This window comes from Rhizobium sp. CECT 9324 (assembly GCF_918741265.1).
Taxonomy (GTDB): domain Bacteria; phylum Pseudomonadota; class Alphaproteobacteria; order Rhizobiales; family Rhizobiaceae; genus Allorhizobium.
This window is the reverse complement of the sequence record NZ_CAKKMZ010000002.1, coordinates 1,100,100-1,119,243: the sequence shown is the minus strand read 5'-3', so window position 1 is coordinate 1,119,243 and position 19,144 is coordinate 1,100,100. Positions and strand designations below refer to the sequence as shown.

The window sequence follows — 19,144 nt, the reverse complement described above, 5'->3', positions numbered from 1 at the left end:
GAGATGGTGGCGCTCAAATCATTCCGCCATTCCGGACCATCGTTTGCCGATCTGGTGCCCTATGCCGGCCTCGTGGATAATGGGGTCATTCTGCTGAAAGACGGCTCCCTGATGGCCGGCTGGTATTTTGCCGGGCCAGATAGCGAGAGCTCGACCGACGCCGAGCGCAACGAGGTGTCGCGACAGATCAATGCCATCTTTTCGCGACTGGGCTCGGGCTGGATGATCCAAGTCGAGGCCGTGCGCGTGCCAACCCACGATTACCCGACCGAGACTGAATCCCACTTTCCCGATCCCGTCACACGCGCCATTGACGATGAGCGGCGAACGCATTTTCAGAAGGAGAGGGGGCATTTCGAAAGCCGGCACGCTCTGATCCTGACATGGCGACCGCCGGAACCAAGGCGCTCCGGCCTGACGCGGTATGTCTATTCGGATGCAGCCAGCCGTTCCGCTACTTATGCCGACACGGTGTTGCAAAGCTTTTTGACCTCGTTCCGTGAGGTCGAACAGTATCTCGCCAATGTCGTGTCGATCCGCCGGATGATGACACGGGAAACGCCGGATCGCGGTGGGTTCCGTGTCGCGCGATACGACGAACTCTTCCAGTTCATTCGCTTCTGCGTGACCGGCGAGAACCATCCGGTTCGCCTGCCAGACATCCCCATGTATCTCGACTGGCTGGTAACGGCCGAATTGCAGCACGGCCTGACCCCAATGGTCGAGAACCGCTTTCTCGGCGTGGTGGCGATCGACGGTCTGCCGGCTGAAAGCTGGCCGGGGATCCTCAACAGCCTTGACCAGATGCCGCTCACCTATCGCTGGTCGTCACGCTTCGTCTTTCTCGACGCCGAGGAAGCAAGGGCGCGCCTCGAGCGCACCCGCAAGAAGTGGCAGCAGAAAGTGCGGCCGTTCTTCGACCAGCTGTTCCAGACGCAATCACACTCGGTCGATCAGGACGCCATGATGATGGTGGCAGAAACAGAAGACGCCATTGCAGAAGCCTCCTCGCAGCTCGTCGCCTATGGCTATTACACTCCGGTCATCGTGATCTTTGAAGAAGATCCGACCCGGCTCCAGGAGAAGTGCGAGGCGATCCGCAGGCTGATCCAGGCGGAGGGTTTTGGCACGCGCATCGAGACGTTGAACGCGACGGATGCGTTTCTCGGCAGCCTGCCGGGCGTCTCCTATGCCAATATCCGCGAGCCGCTGGTCAATACCCGCAACCTCGCCGACCTCATCCCGCTCAATTCCGTCTGGTCGGGCAGTCCAACCGCGCCTTGCCCATTCTATCCGCCGGCCTCGCCGCCGCTGATGCAGGTGGCATCGGGGTCGACGCCGTTCCGGCTTAACCTGCATGTGGACGATGTTGGACATACTCTGATTTTCGGCCCGACCGGATCGGGCAAGTCGACGCTGCTGGCACTGATTGCCGCGCAGTTCCGGCGTTATGCCGATGCCCAGGTCTTCGCTTTTGACAAGGGCGGATCGATGCTGCCGCTTACGCTCGGCCTTGATGGCGATCACTACCAGATCGGCGGCGATATTGGCGCGTCGGCCAGTGGAGAAGGGAAGGCGCTTGCCTTCTGCCCGCTCGCCGAGCTGTCGACCGACGGCGACCGCGCCTGGGCCTCCGAGTGGATCGAAATGCTGGTGGCGCTGCAAGGTGTGACCATTACCCCGGATTATCGCAACGCCATTTCCAGGCAGTTGGCGTTGATGGCAGAATCGCGCGGCCGCTCGCTGTCGGACTTTGTCTCCGGCGTGCAGATGCGCGAGATCAAGGACGCGTTGCATCACTACACCGTCGACGGCCCGATGGGTCAGTTGCTCGATGCCGAGCAGGACGGCCTGGCGCTTGGCGCATTCCAATGCTTCGAGATCGAGGAACTGATGAACATGGGCGAGCGCAATCTCGTCCCCGTTCTCACCTACTTGTTTCGTCGCATCGAGAAACGCCTGACCGGCGCACCCAGTCTGATCATTCTCGACGAGGCCTGGTTGATGCTCGGTCATCCGGTCTTCCGCGACAAAATCCGGGAATGGCTGAAGGTGCTGCGAAAGGCCAACTGCGCCGTTGTGCTCGCCACCCAGTCGATCTCGGATGCGGAGCGCTCCGGCATCATCGATGTACTGAAGGAAAGCTGCCCGACGAAAATCTGCCTGCCGAACGGCGCGGCACGCGAACCGGGCACGCGTGAGTTCTATGAGCGCATCGGTTTTAACGAGCGGCAGATCGAGATCGTCGCGACCGCCATTCCAAAGCGCGAGTATTACGTCGTCGCACCGGAGGGCCGAAGGCTCTTCGACATGGCGCTCGGTCCGGTCGCGCTCTCGTTTGTCGGGGCGACGGGCAAGGAAGACCTCAAGCGCATCCGCGCCCTGCATTCCGAACACGGGGCCGCATGGCCCCTCCACTGGCTCCAGCAAAGGGGGATCGCCCATGCCGAAACGCTCTTTCCGGCCGCTTGATGCGGCGCGCGCCGTCATGATCGCGGCCATCGTCATCCCGGTCGCGTTACCCATTCCAACCTATGCGGGCGGTGTCACGGGTCAGGCCACGGAATGGACGCAGATTGCCAACAATACCGAACTGATCTCGCTGGTCGGCAAGTCGGCCGAGCAGGTCAACAACCAGATTACCCAGATCTCGCAGCTTGCCGAGCAGATCCAGAACCAGATCAACATCTACAACAATATGCTGCAGAACACAGCGCAATTGCCGAGCCACATCTGGGGTCAGGTCGAGAACGACCTGAAGAACCTGCAGAATGTCGTGGCGCAAGGTCAGGGCGTCGCCTTCTCGATGGGCAATATCGACGATGTGCTCAAGCAGCGCTTCCAGAGCTTTGCCGAGATGAAGAGCAACCTGCCTGATGCACAAAGTTTCTCATCGACATACCAGAACTGGTCCGACACCAACCGCGATACGATCGGAGGTACCCTGAAGGCCGCAAACCTGACGGCCGACCAGTTCTCGAGCGAAGAGAGCACGATGTCATCGCTGCGGTCGATGTCGGAATCGGCCGATGGGCAGATGAAGGCGTTGCAGGTTGGACACCAGATCGCGGCACAGCAGGTCGCGCAGATGCAAAAGCTGCGTGGCCTGGTTGCAAGCCAAATGACGATGATGGGCACCTGGTTTCAGTCGGAGCAGGCGCAGAAGGATCTCGCCCAGGCGCGCCGTGAACAATTCTTCAGCGGAAGCGAGCGCGACATACGTGGTGGGCAGACGATGGAACCGCGCTGGTGAGCCCGCGTCTTGTCGTCATCCTTGCTGTCGTGGGGATCATCGCGTCCGGTATCGGCGTCGTTAGGTGGATCGTCCAGCCGCCTGCGGCACGCCTTTCCGGAGCGGGCGAAGCGTCTCTGCAAGCTGCATCCGACGCAGATCGCCGCGCTCACCGGGAAAGGTTCTTCGGTGGCGACACCGGGCACGACATTCGCAGTGGTCAGGAGGTGAAGCCGACATGCTGATTGTTCGACCCTACCGGCTCCTCGAACTCGCCTTCACCGCGATCGGACTTTTCCTGATCGCGAGCACACCTGCTCTGGCGCAGCAAGGACAGGTGCTCACCACACTGGAGACCTCCGTCGCCGCCGCCGCCAAGGGCTGGGAGACGACGGTCATGAATGCGGCGCGGTCGTTGTTCTGGATTCTTGCGGGCATCGAGGTCGGCATCGCCGCCGTGTGGCTGGCAATTAACGCCGCATCGCTCGACAGCTGGTTTGCAGAGCTGGTGAAGCGCATCATGTTCATCGGGCTCTTTGCTTTCATCCTCGATCACGGGCCGGCCTTCGCCAAGGCGGTCATCGATAGCCTCTACCAGATAGGCGCAGGCGATGGTTCGGCCTCGCCCGCCAACATTTTCGACGCCGGCATTCGTGTCGCAACAAAGATGTCCGAGCAAGCGAAGTTTGGCCTCTTTGAGGATAACGCCCTGGCGATCGCCGCTGTCTTCGCCATGGTCGTGGTCGTCGTCTGCTTCTCGCTCGTTGCTGCTATCTTCGTCTCGGTCATGGTGGAAATGTATGTCGGACTTCTGGCAGGAATGATCATGCTCGGATTGGGTGGAACGTCCTATACCAAGGATTTCGCCATCAAATATCTGGTCTATGCCTTCTCTGTCGGCATGAAGCTGATGGCGCTGGTGATGATTGCCAAGATCGGCTCCGACATCCTGCTGGGCCTCGCCGAGGCACCGACAGCTACTTCAGAGCAGTTCATCACGACGCTAGCGATCGCGGGCATATCGGTCGTGGTCTTCGTCATCGCGATGTATGTGCCGCCGATCCTGCAGGGTGTCGTCCAGGGCGCCTCAGTATCCGGGGGCATGGAAGCGATCCGCCACGGCGGGCAGGCCGCTTCGGTTGCGGCGGGCGCCGGCTTTTTGGCCACGGCAGCAGCCAGCAGAGGTTTTCAGGCAGCAGGCGCGGCAAGGGCAGGGGGAGCGTCGCTCGGTAGTGCCGCGATGCGCGGCATGGAAGCTGGGATCGGCGGGGCGGCAGGTGCGCTCAGTTCGGCCGCGAAAGACAAAGCAATCGGTTCGCCCGGGGCATACGCCGGTTCTCTGCTCGGGCTTGCCAATGCCAAACTCGACCAGCAGGCCAGCCGCCCCGGACCTCCTCCACCCCCGCCGATCAACGAGACCAAATAACTGGAGGCCGATCAGCCATGGCCGGACACAATCCGCTTGATCATCCCGATCTTGCCAATCCCTATATCGCCGCCCGCAACGAATGGAACGAGCGCTATGGCTCCTACGTCAGATCCGCCGCCGCATGGCGCATCGTCGGCATAGCCGGCATGACCATGGCCGTGATTGGCTTTGGCTATGCGCTTTACCAAAGCACGCAGGTCAAGCTCGTTCCCTATATCGTCGAGGTCGACAAGCTGGGCACGGCCGTCAACGCCGGATTTCCCCAACAGATCGAATACGCCGATCCGCGTGTGGTACGTGCCACCCTTGGCAGCTTCGTCTCGAATTTTCGGAGTGTGACGCCGGATGCGGTCGTGCAGAAGCAGTATATCGACCGAACCTATGGGCTGCTGAGGACAGCCGATCCGGCGACCGAGAAGGTCAATGCCTGGTTTCGCTCGAACTCACCCTTCGAGAAAGCGAAGAACTCGACGGTGGCCATCGAGGTCAACAATATCGTCGCGCTGTCAAACCAGAGCTACCAGTTGGACTGGACCGAATTCGAGCGTGACCGGCGCGGCAAGGAAACCGCCGTCCGCCGTTTCCGCGGTATCGCCTCCGTAACCCTGACGCCGCCGCACGACGAGGGTGTCATTCGCTTGAACCCCATCGGTCTCTATCTCCGCGACTTCGACTGGTCCGCACAGCTTTGAAAGGCATGGCCCCAAAATGATTATTCCGCACACAAGAACACCGGCCACCCTGACGAGCGTTTTCGCCTCGGCAATGTTGGCGTCTTCAGTGGTCGCTCCTCTGCACGCATATGCTGCCGATGGCGTCACAGCCAACGAAGCAAAGGGCATGGGTATCTCCACCCAGTGGCGCGGCTCGCGCGGTCTCGTCACCAAAGGCCCTGACGGCAAGGTGATCTTTCTCTACGGCGAGGTGCAGCCCTCCGTCGTCTGCTCGCCGCTGCAGGTTTGCGACATTGAATTGCAAGGCGGCGAGGTGGTCCGCGACGTACTGGTTGGCGACACGGTGCGCTGGAAGGTAGAGCCCGCGACTTCGGGTGCTGCCGGCGGACAGGCCATCCACTTGATCATCAAACCGTCGGAGCCTGGTCTCGTGACCTCGATGGTGGTGACAACGTCACGTCGCACCTATCACATCCAGCTCAAGTCGCATCCGAGCCAGTATATGGCACGTGTCGGCTTTGAATATCCGGAGGATGTTTCGGCGAAACTCGCCGACGTCAATGCGCGGCTGGAAGCGAGCACCATCCCGGGTGCCGGCGTCCCGGCCGAACAATTGAATTTTTCCTATTCGGTCTCGGGCAACGCCGGCTGGCGGCCGACGCGGGTCTATTCCGATGGGCTCAAGACCTACATCCAGTTTCCACGCTCGATCTCCGGCCAGGATGCGCCCGTTCTGTTCGTCACATCTGGCGGGCAGAACAGGATCGTCAATTACCGGATGAAGGGCGACATGATGGTCGTCGATTACCATGTCGATCGCGCGGTGCTCGTCTCCGGCGTCGGCTGGAAACAGGAGAAGATCGCGATCAGAAGGGGAGGGCGGTAATGAACATCCCTCTCTCCCATTCGCGCGCCTTGCACCCCCTCCGCAACTTTGCCGCAGCCTACGCCATAGCCGCCCTTCTTTCCGGATGCCAGTCGACCGGAACAGAAGGGCTCGTTTCCAGCACCGCGCCGCCGGAAATCTCCGGTCCCGCAGCCAGCGCAATTGCCGGCGATATGGTGAGCCGCCTTGCCGAACAGGTCGGGCCGGGAAAAGCGACCGTTGTGCTGAAGACTGATGCCTCGCTCTTCGGCCAGGCGCTGGAGGCGGCGTTGAAGGGATGGGGCTATGCCGTCGTCACCGACCAGAAGACAGATAGCAGCGCGACGGTCATCCAGCTCGCCTATGTGATCTTAGACGTCGATGGTCAGGTGCTGGCCCGTCTATCGACAAATCGCGTCGAACTCGGCCGCGCATATACGGTGACGGCGAACGGTGCGACGCCAGCGAGCGCCTTGTCGCTCATGCGGCGCGGGTGAGGGAGGATCATATGGTGCAATCTCTCAATCTCGGCGGCGCGCAAAATAGCCGGGCCCCATCCACTATCCGGCGGATCAACCGTCTGCCGATCATCGTCATTGTCGTTCTTGCGGTCGCGTTTCTGGGCATCATCTTTTATGGGCTCGCCTCGCGCGGGCTGTATTTCAGCAAGGACAATGGCCCGGAGACGAGTTCGGGCAACCCCGCTTCGACGTTCGCCGACCAGATCAAACGCGGCGTCACCGACGGAATTATCGGCGAGCCACAACAGCAGACAATCTTCCAGCCGACGCCCGTCGAGACGAAACAAGTCGACGAAAAAGCCAGCAATCCCTTCACACCACAGCCAGGCCAAAGCGAGGTGCAGCAGCGCGGTCAGGACCTCGAAGCGGAAGCCATCTGGCGGGCCCGTCTTCAGCGGGAACAACAGGAGCAAGTCCTGCGGGAGCGGCAGCGCCAGCGGATGGCCCGCCTGCAGGCGAACAACGCTGCCTATGATGCACCGCTTGCGATCGATCACGGCAAGCTGGAGGCGCGTACGGAGACGAATGACGCGCGTGCGGACGCGGCAGCAAGAGCCGCGACAGTTCCGACAAACACTGGACGAGCGCCCGATCTCTATGCAGCCGCGCTCCGCGCCGGGCTCGGTGGTCAAAACGCAGACCCCAATGCGCAAGGCGCCAAGGAGGACTTCTTCAACGCCGACCTGAAAGAGCTTGGCTACCTGCCGAACCGTGTCGTGTCTCAACAATCGCCATTCGAGCTCAAGCGAGGATCGGTCATACCGGCGACGCTGATCACGGGCATCAATTCCGATCTACCGGGCAGGATCACCGCCCAGGTAAGCCAGAGCGTCTACGACAGCGCGACAGGGCATCGTCTGCTCATTCCGCAAGGAACGAAGCTGTTCGGTCGTTACGATAGCAAAGTGTCATTCGGACAGAAGCGTGTGCTCGTTGTCTGGACCGACATCATCTTCCCGAATGGCTCGACGTTGCAAATCGGCGGCATGTCGGGGACGGACGCGCAAGGATATGGCGGTTTCAGCGACAAGGTGAACAACCATTATTTGAAAACGTTCGGCTCGGCGGTGCTGGTTGCCTTAATCGGAACTGGCATCGACATGGCCATTCCACAAAGCTCGACGCTTGCCACCCAGGATAAGGCCTCCGATGCGGTGCGGCGGAATTTCGCAGAGACATTCGGGCGCATTGCCGACCGGACTATACAGCGGAACATGGACGTTCAACCGACCCTTGAAATTCGGCCGGGCTACAAGTTCAATGTTCTCATTGACCAGGACATCATATTCACTGGCGAATACCAAGGTTGACGTGAGCGAGGGCAACGAATGGGCGCAAGCGACTTCGTGTCAATGACCGAGTTTGGCTCGCATGTTTTACTTTCTATTGATGCGGCTCAAAATTGGCCAGCATACGCTTCAATAAAGCGATGACTTGTTCAACCTCCTGACGGCTGAACCCCTCTACAGCCAAGTCATTTCCACTATCCATAATGTCAGAGATAGCCGGCAATGCATCTGCCGCTTTCTCGGTAAGGCGAATGAAGCTGCTCCTACCATCGTCTGGGTCCTTTCGACGCGTTACAAATCCGTCGCGCTCGAGCCGGCTTAGAAGTTGCGCAGTGCTGGATTGCTCCACCCCAAGATGTTCAGTCAATTGTTTTTGTGTCATCTCGCCGCACTCGGTAAGTGCATTGATCACTGGGTATCCAGCCAGTCCTGTGCCCAAAGGGTGGATGCGCTCTTCCGCATAGCGTGACATCAGCCGCGCTAGCCGCACGACGAGATAGCCCGGCCGATCGCGTAGGTTCCATCTGGGTCGATGCTCGTCCACTTGCATTATATCCTATCTATCTGTATAGGTTCCTATTTTGTATAGCCCATTCGAACAACAACGCAAGGGGCGAAAGGCTCCCTAGAGCAGCACGGTTACATCGCGTTGCTTGATTTTCCTTTCGAAATGGGGGCCGGATGGAACGGTGTTTTGTCGCCGGGAATGTTTCTGCACTCGAGGCACCAGATTTTATCTCAGTCCGCCCGATGCACTCAAATGCCGCTTGAAATGAGGCGGACCCGCATACTTTTGAGCGGCTAACCTCAGCGCCGCGGCAGCTGGGAACATCCGTGCAGTGGAACACCAAGGTCGTCGCTCAAGCGTCTGACGGGGCCCGCGCGTCAAATCTTCTGATGACAGTGATGAAGCCGTATCCATGTAACGGTCGGGCAGATTAACGACGAAATTTCTCTGTAGGTCGGTAACTTCAATAGGTTCCATAATATACCTTATGCGATCCTAGCCGCACAAACCGGGAACAGACGGTGACACTACACCTTTAACGCGAGTTGCGTTTGTGGGGCCGCTTTTTAGCGACCCCTGTTATCTTGCTGAACTGATTTGCGCTTTTTGGCAAGCGCCGTTCAGCGTTTTTTTACATCACACCACGGAATAAATTCGCGTGAGGTTCCCATGCCCGCTGTAGGTTGCGGTCTGGGTTTGCACGTGGGGCCGTCGCGCAACGGGGTTGAACTTTCGTGCTTGGCAGACGTGCTTGGACTGACTTTGTCAGTCACCCCGCGCTTCGCTTGGGGTAGAGGGCGCGCTTCGCGCGCCGGTAGGGGCTTTGCCCCTAGCGAACCCCAAGAGGAGGGGGAGACCCCCTCATCTACCACCCCCCTTTTGTTTCTGGAGGGATTGTTCCTTATCGGATCAACCCTTATTAGCGGTACGCTTACGCGGAAGGTTCCGACCCGCGCTGCGTCGGGAATGTTTTGTGTGATGATTTGAGAGGCCCTTTCGTGGGCCATCGAATGGCCCTCGTCATAGATTTGTCGCCTGTAGGCTCTGTTTTCAGCGGCATCGCTCAACAGATTGAGCGCAGCCAGACGGCTTGGCCGCTTTGGTTTTTGGCTTTCGCTTTTTTGTATCGGCCCAGCCCTTTTGAGAAGGGGCTTATCCACAGGACGAACAGCGGATTGACTACGTGACCGTAGTGAACGATTGCCTTGTTCGATCGGGCTTGGAGCCACTCTGTTTGCATTAGATAGGCCGATTTGGGCTTTGTCACTTGTTTTTCTACGCTTAGCCATTTGCCTCTTCTCTCATTGTACCATTCGAGGAATTCAGGATCCGCGACGAATTCGTCGCTATTCATGCGGTCTTCAAACTCTTGCACATATTCACTATCGGGATAGTGCCACGGCCTACCATGATCGATAGCAGGCGGACCGTGCCTACCCCAAGGTTTCGGCAGGCCGCGCCAGTTTAGAATGTAGTTTTCGCAGAACAGGTCCGAGGACTTGTTTGCGAGTTGGAACCGGATGACAGTTCCGTTTTTTCGCTTCGCTTGATTGGGGAACGTATAATAGGCGTCTTGCGGGCTAACGCCCTCATCTACCAGCTTCATAGAAAGCTGATCGAAGTATATAGCGCCTATCGGCGGGCGCTTTGACATGCAAAGCTTGGATTGTGCTTCAACGTCATCAACATCTTTGTTGATGTATTTACAGGCGTAGCGTACGCCGCCTTTTTCATGGCCGTAGTGGAGTTGATCCCACTGGCTAAAGCCGTGCGGCCAGCATGGTTCGTTGAAGCGTTTGTTCCAGACGAGAGGGACCCAAACCGCTTCGCGCTTTTTGCGCTTTGCGCGGTGCCATGAATTTTGGCCGTAATCCCAGAATCCGTCTGGTAGCTCTTCCTGAAAGAAGAGCAGGATATGCCAGTGAGTGCGGCCCTTTTTGGAGCCTATTTCTCCCACTATGAGGTAGCGGAATTTTAGCCCGCGCTTGCGGAGCTGTTTGAAATATTTCTGGCAATCCGAGTAGGTCAAGATCGATGAGCGGGTGTGACTTTCGTTGCCCTCTTCATCGCGTCCATAGGTCAGGGTTAGAAACACCGACTTGACGCTTGTCCTACTCTCGGCAATGCAGCGTCCGACCCATCCGTCTACGCGGGCTTCCGTGCATTGCCAGCATTTTCGACACCGGAACTCGGTTCCGTCACGCAAGTGACCTCTTTCGAGACACATTTTTTGTTCCTTTCGAGCCGGTGTCAGTAAATGCACATTGAGACAAGGGAGTATGAGGCGCGCGCCTACGTACACATGAGGGTGATACGTAGGCGCGCGCTTTTGCCCGTCGCAATTGTTGCGACGTTGCTTTGCTTATGAGGGCGGGAGGGGCCGTTTTGACGCGGGTTTACCGTCGTCGGTTTAGCACCGGCGTTTTCCCGTCCGCTGTTGAGGGGGTGCGGGGGCGCGCGTTAGCGCCCCCTTTGATCAGGCTAAAGCCTGATACTTTGGCGTCCAGTATTTGTCGCCCGTTCTGGCAATCTGTTTCCAGTTGGCCAGTTCGAAGTGAGCAGGATCGTATTTGGCGGGGGAGAAGTCCCCTCCCCACACGATCTTAATGGACATCGAGAGAGCCACCTCTTTGACGACGTGGCCGATGATGGGCCATGCCTGGGCAATGTAGGGCTTATCCATCCAGCCCATAGTGCCGTGGATCAGATCGACAGCGCCGAATCTGTGCGGCCAGAGGCCGTCGGCGGGGCTGTCCCATGACACTTTGGAGTCGAACGCCGCCTGTTGCTGTTCCTCCGTCCTGACGATGCAGTGCGGGAAAATGGGAATACCCATGCCGTGGAAGCGTTTGACGGACTTGCGGGCAAGCTCGACAATGTGGGGGTGCGCGCCCTCAGTGAGGGCGCGCTTTTGTTGCTCTTGGTATTTCGGCGTCTTGAGGAAGCCGGGATTGCGCATGGCGTTGAGCGCGGATTGATACCGGCTATCCGCCGACCAGCGGTCAGGCTCCGGCGTTGGCATTGGGTTCCCCGCCATTTGCGCTTGCAGCTGGTTCAATTGCCGGAGCAGGAGCTGGTGCGCCCACGGGGGCGACCCCGGCTGGAGCGACCGCTGGAGCTGGAGCTGGAGCAGGTGCAGGCGCAGTGACATTCGCGGCTTCCCTCAGAGCTTGCATTTCGGCCAACATGGCCATGCGTTCGGCGCGATCTTGCGCCATCTGGGCATCTAGCAGGCGCTTGTTCTGGAGCGCCTGATACTTGATCGCCGCAAGAACGGGGTCCTCTTCCTCACGTTCGAAGACGCGAGCGTAGTTTTCGTGATCGGCCTTTTCGACCACGAAGTTGCCCGCATCGTAGGTATGAAGCCAGATATCGCCGCCCGAGGGCGTCAAAAGGAAATTGCCCTGGTAAGCGAAATCGAGTTGTTCAGAACCCGCCTTGATAAAGGCGAGAAGCCGAGTGTCAGAGGCCCATTCGCCGGTCCCCGGGTCGTATTGTTCTTCCATGTTAGTAACGTACAAGGACACATCGCTGTCGCAGTTAAGAGACATCTTGATCGTGCGGGGCTGGTCGTTAAGATATTCCTCCGCCGTGAATGACACGCTCTCGCCTTCACCGATGAGCTTGTAGGCCTGAATTGCATTGAGCTTTTGCATGTTAGACGCCCTTAATGATGCGGGACTGGTCAACATTTGCCAGCACTTCCGCGTATGCGTTGTCGTTTTCGAGCAGCCGCTCACCGAAGATCGTATTGCCTTCGATGATGGCGGACCCCATGATTTGGGCTTCGCCAACGTCAGCATTGAGAAGCTGAAACGGCAATTGGTTCATGTTCTCAGAGATCATGAAGTCCGCATTGTATTGGACGTCGACTTGCTCGACCGTCCAGAACTGCGCACGGTCTTGATTGAACGTCGCGGACGGCGCGGAGCGGAAATACTTCCCGCCGAGGCGCGTGTAGGACGCTTGCCACGGCCAATTGAGAGGGGCATAGCCGAACAGGCCATTGAAGGCAGTATGACTGGTATCCAGCGCGCCGCTGGAAATACGCTGCACTTTCTGCGGATCTTGATCATCCCTGTCGGCGCGAGGAAGCGTTGCGACATCCGTCGTAAACAGGAGCGGGTCCTGCATACGCTCGAAAATCTGATCGGGCAGAATTTCAGCGACCACCATCATAATACCGCCAGTCGGGCAACGTGGCATGACGAGGTTCATAACCGTCATTGCCTCACCATTGACGACGGCGCTGGATAGGTTAGCACCATCAGTTGCCCAGCGTTTGTCAAGGTTCGCGACTTCCGTCTTGTCAGCGACAAGAATAGGCTGTTGCCACATCTTGTCTGGAACATTGATGCCTTGCATCAGAAGATCAATCGTGACGTTGTCGGGCAATTCACCCTGCACGAGACCTTCGAACCGCGCTTTCGCATCCGCGTACCATTGCGCTTTCTTTGCAAGCTCAATGTTCGCGAGCGAAAACTTAATGCCGGCCGACCCTAGATCCGCATACGCGTTTTGAAGATCGGCACGAAGGCCTTGAAGGTTATTGATATCCGCACCAAGGCGCGCGCCCGCGTAATCAACGCCAGTGGTAGACGCGGTAATAAGACTACGATTGGACAAGCCATTAGTGCCGCTGACTTGCAGGGTAGTGGCCCCGTCACCTGCGACAGGCACGTAGCGTTGCGCAAGCGTTCCACGGAGCGGTATGTTGCCCGTGGTGAACGTCAGGTCTACCGCGCCCTCCATAGCGACATCGTCCCAGTCGGGAACAATGTACTTGAACTGTTCATGGTTCCAGAAGGCCGGGGCGAGAGAAGTGGCGGTTTCAAGCCGTTTCTTGGCATTGAACAAGGTCTGCGACCGATTGCGAGCGCGGAAATTCCAAATCAGGTTATAGGCCCTGATATAGGCATCATTGACGTTCGCATTCGCGGGCGCATGAAGACCCAGGTATTTGTGGATCGGGATAGACCCGACAGCACCGGCATTGACGGTTTCGAAGAACGGCGTGACGGGCTGCCCGTTGGCACCCGCCGTCTTCATATAAGACCGGTCGAACTCGTCCCGGCCGCCGTCGAACTTCGAGAAGGCAAGGAACGGCACGAAGTAAGCCATGAAACGTACCCGAATAGGGTTGCGGACAGCTTCAACGGCTTCCATCAAATCGACCTTACAATAAATGGTCGAGGTTTTGAGAGCGTCTTCACGCAACAAAGGAAATGCCGTGACGGGCGTCATCTTGCCCGCAGGCACCGACGTACCAGCCATGATAGGCACTTCACGCGTCGAGCGCGGCAGCTGGAGCGGCGTCGTATTGGTCCGAGCAATATCGCGGATTTGCTTGTGGGTGGTTTGCATTAGCGTGTCCTTTTCCACTTAACCGCGCTTTGGGCCTTGCGCCACACGCGGATTGATGTTTCTTTCAGCTTTTGTGCCCGGGCCTCACAGCCGGAGCACTTGACTTTCGGTTTTTCACTCATTGGAGGCTCCTTTGATCCGGCTTGCTAAGAACGTCGCCGCCTTTATTTTCCTCGTAACAGTCGGTTGCGCCGTCCTACTTCTGCTGGCGGGCCTCTTTCTTGGTTAGTTACCAAACCTGTGCCAGCCATCGGGCGCAGACCGGTTATTCACAACCGGACGACGCGACATGACGCGATAGTTTGCAGCTTGCACTTTGCGATCGACGTAATTGTCGGCAGCGCCATAGGCACGTTTGGAATTATACCAAACGTCCTGCAGGGCAGGGATCACACCGAGGACACCGCCTACGAATTCGCCGTAGGCATCTTCGTATTGCGCGCCATCGACGCGACCGGGATCGCTTTCCCACCACGAGGTCTGTTTACCGACATCCGTGTTGGTGAGTTTCCCGTCTTCAAGATACGAGGCAAGCCTCGTCTTAGTAGCGGGATTAGACCGCGTGACGGGAGAGGTACGCGTGGTTTGACGCGGTGCGACAACCACGCTGCCAGCTCGCAGCGTAGAGCCGCGAAGCTGTTGCGAGACGAGGGGCGAAATAGCGCCCGTCGTTTTGTTTTTGACCTTGATAGGGTCAGCGCGTGCGGCAGACATCGACCCGAAAAGCGGAGCGATTTGGGCACCAGCATCAGCGATACCGGCGCCGATGCTTGCGCCGCCACCAGACGTCGTGGTGACGTTTTTGCCCTGCGTGCGGGTTTGCGTGGTTACGAACCCACCAGTGCCGCCATTGCGGATAGCGGTCAGGGGGTTAAACCCCGCCGCCGCCGCTTTGTCCGCCATGGCCTGATAATCGACCGAGCTTTCAGACGTTGTCGTCTGATCGGTAATCGTCTCTTCTTTCTTTTTCTTAGAACCGAAGAGACCGCCGATGATGGACCCGGCCGCGCCAATGGCCGCGCCGATCCAGCCCTGATAAACATTGCCGGAATAGTAGCTTTCGAGAAGTACCTCTTGGAGCGTCATCAGCCGCTTTCCCGTTCAAAACGGTAGCGGGCCGGATCAAAATAGGCCGTGCTGTCGAGGGGAACATTGCGCCATGGATCCGAGATCGGCGCAAAGCCAAACTCTGTAGCGGGCACGTAGATTGGAGCCTCGAGAGCGGCAGCAACAGCTTTGCCAGCGACTTTGTTTTGGTCACGAAGCTCGAACCAGACATTGACCACGAGGGTCACCCCCGCGATCAACGCCGCTTCGACTTGATTCACCATTCCGGTGCTAAGGCCTTGCGCTGTCAAGTACAGCGAAAGTGCGTTTGCGACATGTCTGACGACAGGCCCAAGCACCAAAAGCATAAGCTTCCGGTCTATGAACCGAGTTATTTTCATGCGAACCCCCTTATACTTGGGTTTCGCGCTTCGGTTGCAGGTTTCACCCTCTGTTCGAGTTCCAGTTTATACCTTATGCAATTTTAGGTCAAGTTTATGCTGGTATTACAGTCGACTCGTTCGACCCAATCAACAAGACGGAGGAAGTTATGCAGCAATTGTTGGACAAACTAACCGATCTCACCGCACTGCAAGGCGATGAGAACACAATCAAACAAGCCCTTGGCCAATTGGCCGGCGAGGCTGGATTTGGAGGCTATGCTTACCTCTTCATCCAGCCCGGCCAAATACTAGCAGTCTCAAACTATCATCCGGAATGGCGGTCTATCTATTTCAAGCGCAAATTCGCCACCCTAGATCCCGTCATCAAACGCGCCAAGACTCTGAAGCACGCCTTTGCCTGGAGCAACGAGCACAACAGCTATCGACTTTCTAAAGCCGAGCAATCGTTCTACGCACACGCCGCCGACTTCGGTATCCGCTCCGGCATCACCATCCCGGTAAAAGCGGCCAATGGGTCGATATCCATGTTCACTTTAGCCTCGGAAAAGACATCGCTCGACCTTGATCGCGATATTGACTGTATCGCCGCCGCCGCCGCGGTGGGACAACTTCATGCCCGAATGTCCCTTCTGCCGCTCACACCCAGCATTCAGCACCCCGCATGGCTCGATGCAAAGGAAGCGGCGTATCTAAAATGGATCGCTGTCGGCAAAACCATGGAAGAAGCGGCCGAGCTGGAAGGAGTCAAATACAACTCGGTCAAAAGCAAGCTTTACGAGACAAAAAAACGCCTCGATATTCACACGATGTCCCACTTGGTTGCACTGGCAATCCGCGCAAAACTCATTTGAGAGCTGCGGATCTAGTTTACTTGAACGTTCGGGACAAAGCCGAGAATGTCGAGAAGCGTGGTAACCGCGTGCATCTGCGCATGCATTGTGATCATGGCCTCGATGTACTCGAGATGCTGTGCGCCGCCGACGACCGCCCCTGTCTTGTACTCGTCGGGCAAGAACTGGAACAACTTATCGGCGTCTCCAACGAGCTGCCTATGTGTCCGAATGGCGTTGACCGTTAACGTTTCAAGGTCCGTTGCGGGAAGTCCGCGCGTAAGCCCAATCACAGGCCGAAGCTCGCATGTGTCAGTTACATTTTGATTTTCCGGTAACATGCCTGATCCCGCCTCGGTAGACGTTGGTCTGCGGTACGCCCCCGCTGACAACGAACCCTGTGAACTCTAGCCGGGGGTTAGAATCCGAGATGAATCGGCCCTGAGACCTTTAGCACCGAGGCGCCTGGACATACGTCACAGGCCCCCGGCCAATAAGGTCAGAGGGTTCTTGGCACCATTCCGGTCGGAACCAACCGTTCATCAGGGGATTCTAAGCCCCAACGCAGTGCGTACTGCGACTCTTTCACTATAAGGGTCAATGCGAAAGGATGCCAGAGGCGGCGCAAATAGAGTTGCTTACTCCGATCTCCCTAGCGCTTAGCTCTGGCCGCGAAGCTTCTATTCCTTGTGGGAACCGACGCCCGACAAATCGATTCGGATGCTTGCTGTGTTGGGGTCGCCTGAAGCCCTGCCCCCGACTGACGTGGTCTCGTTTCGGACTGGCCCTTCGGAAACCCGCGCGTCGACATTATCGGCGTCCGCCGATTTGGGCCGCTTTTCATCACCTGGATCAGCGGCCCCAAACACGGCAACTCCTTCGAAGTAACCTGTCTTCCAGGCGATGATCGCATCGTCGAGGACCAGCGGCAGAACTTCTTTCGCTGTCGGGTTTCCATACCACTTGGTGACTATCCGAAAGACCTTGCCGAACAGCGCGGTACCAAGACGGATGTTCTCACATGCGTCGATAAGATCGGGCTTCAGTTGCCCGGCCTCGATGATACCAAGCCCCGCGGGATATTGCGTGATGCCAACACGCACGGTATTGCGGCCGAGGTTGTCACGTATCAGTGCCAAGGTCTCGTCCGGCGTCGTGGGTTTCGGCACCAACACAATACGGGTTCCGGAGCGTACCGTTACGGCAAGCGGATCCTGCGACCCCGCCCGCTCGATGAACATCTCGGCGATCTCAGGCTTCAGAGCCTTGTCGCCGCATTGTTGGATTAGGGCTGCATCGATCATCTGGTCATTCCTTTGGGTTTTGATTGAAGGCCGTGACGATCGGCACGCCGAAGAGCCGTGACCATGCGCCGGCGCTCGCCCGCTGGATGGCGATGATCGACGTGCCAGATGTCCACCAACCATTTCCACTCGCCACAATGATGTCTGTATCGTGAAGCATCGACTGCAGGATCGGCCAGAGGATGAGCTGCTCGTAGCAGATCAACGGAGCGATCTTGATGCCCGCAACCTCGACCACCGGATTGGCAAAAAAGTGAGCGCGCGCGCCGCCGCCCTGCCCCATCCAGGCCCGCCACGGCTGCCACATTGAAACAGGGACCGGCATGCGCTCCCGGTAGAGAACAAGGGCTTTGGCGGCTGAGATGGCAACCATGACATTGTCGTAGCCTGTATCATCGATGACCGCCGCGCCCGCGATCACCGTAACTCTGGTGCCCCGTAAGCCATCTTGCCAGAGACGCGCCACGGTCGGCGTCCAGAACCCCAGCGCGCTCTCCGGCAGAACGACGAAACGAGCGTCTCCGGCCTTTGCTCTAACCGCTGCGATCAGATCACGATGATAGCTGAGCGAGCCGTCGCGACCGAGATTTTGCCCGATCTCAAGGTCGACCCCTTTCCAGCTGTCTGGTACCTTTGGCTGCGTCCGGTCCGTGGCGGACCAGGCGTATAGTCCCAACAGCACTGCGACAGCGATTTGCCACCGTCGACCTGATATGATGACCAACAGGATCGCGGTCGCGCCGAGGCCAAACCGTCCCCATCCTGGAAATAGGATGCCGGCGGCCGTCAGCGGATGCGCCCAACCGGTGATCCCGAAGGGCGGCAGAGCCATCAGCATCATAGCAACGATATACCGCGCCGCTCGCACCCTTCCCGGTTGCCTTGTCCAGAGGATGGCATGCACGAGGGTAAAGCCTACCGACGCCATCGCCCAAAGCAGGATGCCCGGCCAGAGATCGGCGGCGTAGAAGTTTCCGACACCCTGCGGCAAGCCCAGGGATGCGGCGAGGAAATAGCCTGCCGAGACGGCAGCCGCGACCACGCGTGATGGCGATTTCGCCCATAGCAACGGGAAGAACATGGCGACCGGAAGGGTTATCATGTTAACGCTCCAGGCGATGGCGCCCACCGCAATCGAAAGACCGATCAGGATCGGTCCGTGCAAGCGGTCAGGGGTCGAAGGTGAGGATCGGCTCGGCAAGTCCGAGGAGGCCGCTGTCGGGGACCGGTCCAAAATATCGGGAATCATAGGAGCTCGCAGAGGATGAGTGGAGAAACACGTGACCCGGCGGCACGATGCCCCCGGAATAGGGGATGATCGGACGGCCCTGCCCGTCGCTCGCGCGGACGAGAGAAGCGTTGAGAACAGCGCCGTCGATCGCGACGGTGTTGCCGATCTCGATGTGCTGGCCGGGGAGTGCTGCAATGGTCTTGATGAGGGGCGCAAAACCGCCGGCACACAGTCCGCGGCGGAGATAGCCGCGCTTCCATGCCTCTTCGAGTTGCGGCCTGGGCGGAGGGCAGATGAACACAAGATCCCCAACGACGGGGTCTCGGCTTAGAGGCTCGATACGCCAGATTCCGAGTGGCTCGCTCGGCGTCAGGTTCAGCCTGATGCCGTCGATAAACCCGGTCCCGGCAAGAGCCACCATGACGCTCACGCTCACCGCGGCGAAC

Annotated in this window: 20 protein-coding genes; 9 read left to right on the top strand and 11 right to left on the bottom strand. The window is 58.3% G+C overall.

What is annotated here, in order from left to right; translation table 11 throughout:
• Positions 1–3: 3 nt before the first annotated feature.
• Genes LQ231_RS25015 through trbI form a run of 8 tightly spaced genes read left to right on the top strand, consistent with a single transcriptional unit; the run spans position 4 to position 8,031 of the window.
• Positions 4–2,472 carry a conjugal transfer protein TrbE gene (locus LQ231_RS25015; RefSeq protein ID WP_230174796.1) on the top strand — a complete coding sequence of 823 codons (2,469 nt, stop codon included), beginning with the start codon at positions 4–6 and terminating at the stop codon, positions 2,470–2,472.
• On the top strand, positions 2,444–3,253 hold the full coding sequence (trbJ, locus tag LQ231_RS25010; RefSeq protein ID WP_230174794.1) for a P-type conjugative transfer protein TrbJ: 810 nt from the start codon (positions 2,444–2,446) through the stop codon (positions 3,251–3,253). Before LQ231_RS25015 ends, trbJ begins: the two co-directional genes overlap by 29 nt.
• Positions 3,250–3,477 carry an entry exclusion protein TrbK gene (gene trbK / locus LQ231_RS25005; protein ID WP_230174792.1) on the top strand — a complete coding sequence of 76 codons (228 nt, stop codon included), beginning with the start codon at positions 3,250–3,252 and terminating at the stop codon, positions 3,475–3,477. Before trbJ ends, trbK begins: the two co-directional genes overlap by 4 nt.
• Positions 3,471–4,658, top strand: a complete 1,188-nt coding sequence (gene trbL / locus LQ231_RS25000) for a P-type conjugative transfer protein TrbL (protein WP_230174790.1) — start codon at positions 3,471–3,473, stop codon at positions 4,656–4,658. Before trbK ends, trbL begins: the two co-directional genes overlap by 7 nt.
• 17 nt (positions 4,659–4,675) lie before the next feature.
• On the top strand, positions 4,676–5,353 hold the full coding sequence (locus tag LQ231_RS24995; protein ID WP_230174787.1) for a conjugal transfer protein TrbF: 678 nt from the start codon (positions 4,676–4,678) through the stop codon (positions 5,351–5,353).
• A 16-nt stretch (positions 5,354–5,369) separates the two neighbouring features.
• Complete coding sequence (trbG, locus tag LQ231_RS24990) at positions 5,370–6,221, top strand: P-type conjugative transfer protein TrbG (RefSeq protein ID WP_230174785.1); 852 nt, start codon at positions 5,370–5,372, stop codon at positions 6,219–6,221.
• The gene (gene trbH / locus LQ231_RS24985) at positions 6,221–6,697 is read left to right on the top strand and encodes a conjugal transfer protein TrbH (protein ID WP_230174783.1); all 477 of its coding nucleotides are present in this window, start codon (positions 6,221–6,223) and stop codon (positions 6,695–6,697) included. The genes trbG and trbH overlap by 1 nt, the downstream gene beginning before the upstream one ends.
• 11 nt (positions 6,698–6,708) lie before the next feature.
• Complete coding sequence (gene trbI, locus LQ231_RS24980) at positions 6,709–8,031, top strand: IncP-type conjugal transfer protein TrbI (RefSeq protein WP_230174781.1); 1,323 nt, start codon at positions 6,709–6,711, stop codon at positions 8,029–8,031.
• A 73-nt stretch (positions 8,032–8,104) separates the two neighbouring features.
• Here the strand turns inward: trbI and LQ231_RS24975 are convergent, their stop codons facing one another.
• The 7 genes from LQ231_RS24975 to LQ231_RS24945 form a co-directional block, all read right to left on the bottom strand.
• A complete protein-coding gene (locus LQ231_RS24975; protein ID WP_230174779.1) occupies positions 8,105–8,422 on the bottom strand; it encodes a MarR family transcriptional regulator in 318 nt (105 codons plus the stop codon).
• Positions 8,423–9,581: 1,159 nt separating this feature from the next.
• Complete coding sequence (locus tag LQ231_RS24970) at positions 9,582–10,613, bottom strand: hypothetical protein (RefSeq protein ID WP_230174777.1); 1,032 nt, start codon at positions 10,611–10,613, stop codon at positions 9,582–9,584.
• 381 nt (positions 10,614–10,994) lie between these two features.
• Positions 10,995–11,540, bottom strand: coding sequence for a hypothetical protein (locus tag LQ231_RS24965; RefSeq protein WP_230174775.1), 546 nt, complete (start codon positions 11,538–11,540; stop codon positions 10,995–10,997).
• A complete protein-coding gene (locus tag LQ231_RS24960; protein ID WP_230174773.1) occupies positions 11,521–12,174 on the bottom strand; it encodes a hypothetical protein in 654 nt (217 codons plus the stop codon). The genes LQ231_RS24965 and LQ231_RS24960 overlap by 20 nt, the downstream gene beginning before the upstream one ends.
• Position 12,175: 1 nt before the next feature.
• Positions 12,176–13,882: a hypothetical protein gene (locus LQ231_RS24955; protein ID WP_230174771.1), complete on the bottom strand. Its 1,707-nt coding sequence runs from the start codon at positions 13,880–13,882 to the stop codon at positions 12,176–12,178.
• Positions 13,883–14,107: 225 nt separating this feature from the next.
• Positions 14,108–14,968 (bottom strand): hypothetical protein, encoded by an 861-nt coding sequence (locus tag LQ231_RS24950; protein ID WP_230174770.1) that lies wholly within the window; start codon positions 14,966–14,968, stop codon positions 14,108–14,110.
• Positions 14,968–15,330, bottom strand: a complete 363-nt coding sequence (locus tag LQ231_RS24945; protein WP_230174768.1) for a hypothetical protein — start codon at positions 15,328–15,330, stop codon at positions 14,968–14,970. The genes LQ231_RS24950 and LQ231_RS24945 overlap by 1 nt, the downstream gene beginning before the upstream one ends.
• 149 nt (positions 15,331–15,479) lie before the next feature.
• Between LQ231_RS24945 and traR the strand changes: the two genes are divergently transcribed.
• Positions 15,480–16,184: a transcriptional regulator TraR gene (gene traR, locus LQ231_RS24940; RefSeq protein ID WP_230174766.1), complete on the top strand. Its 705-nt coding sequence runs from the start codon at positions 15,480–15,482 to the stop codon at positions 16,182–16,184.
• A gap of 11 nt (positions 16,185–16,195) precedes the next feature.
• Here traR and LQ231_RS24935 read toward each other — a convergent pair whose 3' ends face one another.
• The 4 genes from LQ231_RS24935 to traF all read right to left on the bottom strand — a co-directional run bounded on the left by LQ231_RS24935 (position 16,196) and on the right by traF (position 19,119).
• Positions 16,196–16,504 (bottom strand): transcriptional repressor TraM, encoded by a 309-nt coding sequence (locus LQ231_RS24935; RefSeq protein ID WP_230174764.1) that lies wholly within the window; start codon positions 16,502–16,504, stop codon positions 16,196–16,198.
• A gap of 339 nt (positions 16,505–16,843) precedes the next feature.
• A complete protein-coding gene (locus LQ231_RS24930; RefSeq protein ID WP_230174763.1) occupies positions 16,844–17,467 on the bottom strand; it encodes a TraH family protein in 624 nt (207 codons plus the stop codon).
• A 4-nt stretch (positions 17,468–17,471) separates the two neighbouring features.
• The gene (locus tag LQ231_RS24925) at positions 17,472–18,620 is read right to left on the bottom strand and encodes a conjugal transfer protein TraB (protein ID WP_290371392.1); all 1,149 of its coding nucleotides are present in this window, start codon (positions 18,618–18,620) and stop codon (positions 17,472–17,474) included.
• Positions 18,621–18,636: 16 nt separating this feature from the next.
• The gene (traF, locus tag LQ231_RS24920; RefSeq protein ID WP_230175064.1) at positions 18,637–19,119 is read right to left on the bottom strand and encodes a conjugative transfer signal peptidase TraF; all 483 of its coding nucleotides are present in this window, start codon (positions 19,117–19,119) and stop codon (positions 18,637–18,639) included.
• Positions 19,120–19,144: the final 25 nt, after the last annotated feature.

Coding starts and splice junctions, on each gene's coding strand:
- LQ231_RS24960 (WP_230174773.1), bottom strand. CDS start 12,174: ATGCAAAAGCTCAATGCAATTCAGGCCTACAAGCTCATCGGTGAAGGC.
- LQ231_RS25015 (WP_230174796.1), top strand. CDS start 4: ATGGTGGCGCTCAAATCATTCCGCCATTCCGGACCATCGTTTGCCGAT.
- traF (WP_230175064.1), bottom strand. CDS start 19,119: ATGGTGGCTCTTGCCGGGACCGGGTTTATCGACGGCATCAGGCTGAAC.
- LQ231_RS24965 (WP_230174775.1), bottom strand. CDS start 11,540: ATGCCAACGCCGGAGCCTGACCGCTGGTCGGCGGATAGCCGGTATCAA.
- trbL (WP_230174790.1), top strand. CDS start 3,471: ATGCTGATTGTTCGACCCTACCGGCTCCTCGAACTCGCCTTCACCGCG.
- trbJ (WP_230174794.1), top strand. CDS start 2,444: ATGCCGAAACGCTCTTTCCGGCCGCTTGATGCGGCGCGCGCCGTCATG.
- LQ231_RS24935 (WP_230174764.1), bottom strand. CDS start 16,504: ATGTTACCGGAAAATCAAAATGTAACTGACACATGCGAGCTTCGGCCT.
- trbH (WP_230174783.1), top strand. CDS start 6,221: ATGAACATCCCTCTCTCCCATTCGCGCGCCTTGCACCCCCTCCGCAAC.
- LQ231_RS24930 (WP_230174763.1), bottom strand. CDS start 17,467: ATGATCGATGCAGCCCTAATCCAACAATGCGGCGACAAGGCTCTGAAG.
- LQ231_RS24945 (WP_230174768.1), bottom strand. CDS start 15,330: ATGAAAATAACTCGGTTCATAGACCGGAAGCTTATGCTTTTGGTGCTT.
- trbI (WP_230174781.1), top strand. CDS start 6,709: ATGGTGCAATCTCTCAATCTCGGCGGCGCGCAAAATAGCCGGGCCCCA.
- trbG (WP_230174785.1), top strand. CDS start 5,370: ATGATTATTCCGCACACAAGAACACCGGCCACCCTGACGAGCGTTTTC.
- traR (WP_230174766.1), top strand. CDS start 15,480: ATGCAGCAATTGTTGGACAAACTAACCGATCTCACCGCACTGCAAGGC.
- LQ231_RS24995 (WP_230174787.1), top strand. CDS start 4,676: ATGGCCGGACACAATCCGCTTGATCATCCCGATCTTGCCAATCCCTAT.
- LQ231_RS24950 (WP_230174770.1), bottom strand. CDS start 14,968: ATGACGCTCCAAGAGGTACTTCTCGAAAGCTACTATTCCGGCAATGTT.
- LQ231_RS24955 (WP_230174771.1), bottom strand. CDS start 13,882: ATGCAAACCACCCACAAGCAAATCCGCGATATTGCTCGGACCAATACG.